Genomic DNA, 2523 nt, shown 5'->3' on the forward strand with positions numbered 1-2523 from the left:
GTATCTATTACTATGCCGTATCTGATGACACGCGTAACCAACTATCTGCTGAATTAAAAGAAAGTTTAAATCTAAAATAAAAAAAGATCGCGGGATGTATCCCGTGATCTTTTTTATTTATTATGATTTTGTTACTTTTACTAATTCTGTGCTTTTTGCAACAGCTTTTTCTTTTCCAGCTTTCACGTATACGCGTACACGATAGTCGCCAGACTTCGTTAGCTTATAAGCCAACTCTTTTTTTGAAGAGTAAGGGATTTTTTGGAATAGCTTTCCGTCTTTATAAACGGAGTAAGCGTATTTAAGGTCTTTCCCTTCCGCTGTTGTTTTTACTTCTAAGCGTTTGTCTCCTACGTTTTTAATAGAGACCTTGTTTAATGCTGTTTTTTCTTGTTGAGTTTGTTCCGTTTTAGTTGGTTTGCTTGCAGTCTCTTTGTCATTGCTGCAGCCTGTGAATAATAATGCACCTGCTACGATTGGAATTAATACTTTTGCTTTCATTAGAGATCCTCCTTGAATAGTAGATATATCAATCTACATATCTATTCTCAATATTATTAAAATGCTTTATAAACCTTATGTATAAAACATTAAAATCGCTAAAAACAAAGACAGCATAGATAGAATGCCTACTTGAAAATAAAGCTTGAACGTTTTTCGTCTTTCTTTTTTTCGTTCACGTCGCTTCGTACGCTGCTCTAATGAGTATAAAGGCTGATTATACTCACTTTTTTCATTCATCAAGGCATATTCATCTTTTGCCTGATTGGCCAGCATATCTAGTTTATACTGCTTTTTCTCTTCATCAGTTAATCCATTAAACCATTTAACAAACTCTTTATATTTTTCTAAAACAACACGAGTGCCGCCAAATTGCTTTAACTCTCCAAAGTGAATCCACATGACTTTGTTGCATACACTGCGGATTTGAGTCAACGAATGACTTATAAAGAAAATAGTTTTACCTTGTTCTTTAAATTCATTAATTTTTTTCAAACATTTATCGTAAAATGTTTGATCTCCAACTGACAAAGCTTCATCGACTACCAATATGTCGGGGTTAGTATGAACCGAAATAGCAAAGCCAAGCCTTGATTTCATACCGCTCGAATAGTTTTTAACAGGCTGAGTAATAAACTTTCCGATATCAGCAAACTCGATGATATCAGGAGTAATTTTTTTAATCTCTTCTTTCGTTAGTCCATGCATCAGACACTTCAACTCGATATTCTCTAATCCATTTAAGTTATTATTTAATCCTACTGAAATAGCAATCAATGATGTTTCGCCATTGATTTTAATATCACCTGACGTCTGAGGCACAACTTGCGACAACAAGTTAGAAAGAGTTGATTTTCCTGATCCGTTAATTCCCACAACACCAATGGTTTCTCCTTCGTTCACGGAAAAAGAGATGTTTCTCAGGGCATAAAAGCTTTCATTTTTCTTTTTTGGAAAGAAAATCTCGAGCAGTTTATCAGATCTTTTTTTATATAAAACATACTTTTTACTAACGTTCTTAAATTGAACTTTTAGTGCCATAGATTACGCTCCTAGATTACAAGTAATCGATGAATTTATTTCTGAATTTTAAATGCAGGATTGATCCTACTGTTAGTATTAATAATGTGATAACCCAAAAATATAATGTATATATCCAATCCTCATAAAACCAACCGTAACCTAACAATGAATATCTAAATCCTTGCACGATGTAAAAGAGTGGATTTAATTTTAAAATCGTTTCATATACATGTGACAATTTAGACGTATCCCATAAAATAGGCAATAAGTAAAGCACCATTCTCATTAATGATTGTAATACTTGCTGAAAATCTCTTATTAACGTTGAAATAGTTGATGTTAGCAGCGTAAGCGCAAATAAAAACACAAATAATGCTACTAAATAATATGGCAATTGAAGTAAATACCATCCCGGATTAATTCCATAAATGACGAAGATGACTCCCATAACCAGCATCATGATGATGAACTGAAAACTGTTACTGACAATTGTGACAGTTGGCAGTACACTGACTGGAAACTTCATTTTTGAAACCAAACTTACCCTTGCATACACACTGTTTGAACCTTGAGTAATGGAAGGACTAATAAAAAACCAAGGGATTAACCCTGCAATTAGCCATACAAAGAATGGAATTCCGTGTACGGGTGCTCCTCCACGAATTCCTAATCCAAAAACAAGCCAGTACAGAAGAATCTGTATGGCAGGTCCTAAAAACTGCCATACAGCTCCAAGATAGTGCATTTGGTATTTACTTTTTGCATCATAAAGAGATAATCTCAATATTAAATGAAAATTCGAGGATTGTTCTTTCAAAATCCTCCCTACAGAATTCATGCCATTACTTCTTCCTTCTTAAGGAATGCATGTAGGTTACCATAGTTAATATAGCCGAAATCATCAGAACGGTTAGCTACCACGTTTTTCGTATCAAAAATACGTTTTGTTGCCATACCTTCTAATTCGCTCCAGTTTAATTCCTTGAATTCATTATGGTC

At 34.0% G+C, this 2523-nt stretch carries 3 protein-coding genes; all 3 read right to left on the minus strand.

Translation table 11 applies throughout. The annotated features are described in order from the left end of the window. Nucleotides 1-120 precede the first annotated feature (120 nt). Entirely contained in the window at nucleotides 121-501 is a 381-nt protein-coding gene (locus RB298_RS19765; RefSeq protein WP_043979836.1) for a triple tyrosine motif-containing protein, read from the minus strand. A 75-nt stretch (nucleotides 502-576) separates the two neighbouring features. Next, nucleotides 577-1542: a teichoic acids export ABC transporter ATP-binding subunit TagH gene (gene tagH / locus RB298_RS19770; protein WP_336108238.1), complete on the minus strand. Its 966-nt coding sequence runs from the start codon at nucleotides 1540-1542 to the stop codon at nucleotides 577-579. Between the two features lie 16 nt (nucleotides 1543-1558). Continuing rightward, entirely contained in the window at nucleotides 1559-2362 is an 804-nt protein-coding gene (locus RB298_RS19775; protein WP_060746480.1) for an ABC transporter permease, read from the minus strand. Between the last annotated feature and the right edge of the window lie 161 nt (nucleotides 2363-2523).

This window comes from Priestia sp. BR_2, assembly GCF_041954005.1.
GTDB lineage: Bacteria > Bacillota > Bacilli > Paenibacillales > Paenibacillaceae > Paenibacillus_AQ > Paenibacillus_AQ lautus_A.

Coding starts and splice junctions, on each gene's coding strand:
- RB298_RS19765 (WP_043979836.1), bottom strand. CDS start 501: ATGAAAGCAAAAGTATTAATTCCAATCGTAGCAGGTGCATTATTATTC.
- tagH (WP_336108238.1), bottom strand. CDS start 1,542: ATGGCACTAAAAGTTCAATTTAAGAACGTTAGTAAAAAGTATGTTTTA.
- RB298_RS19775 (WP_060746480.1), bottom strand. CDS start 2,362: ATGAATTCTGTAGGGAGGATTTTGAAAGAACAATCCTCGAATTTTCAT.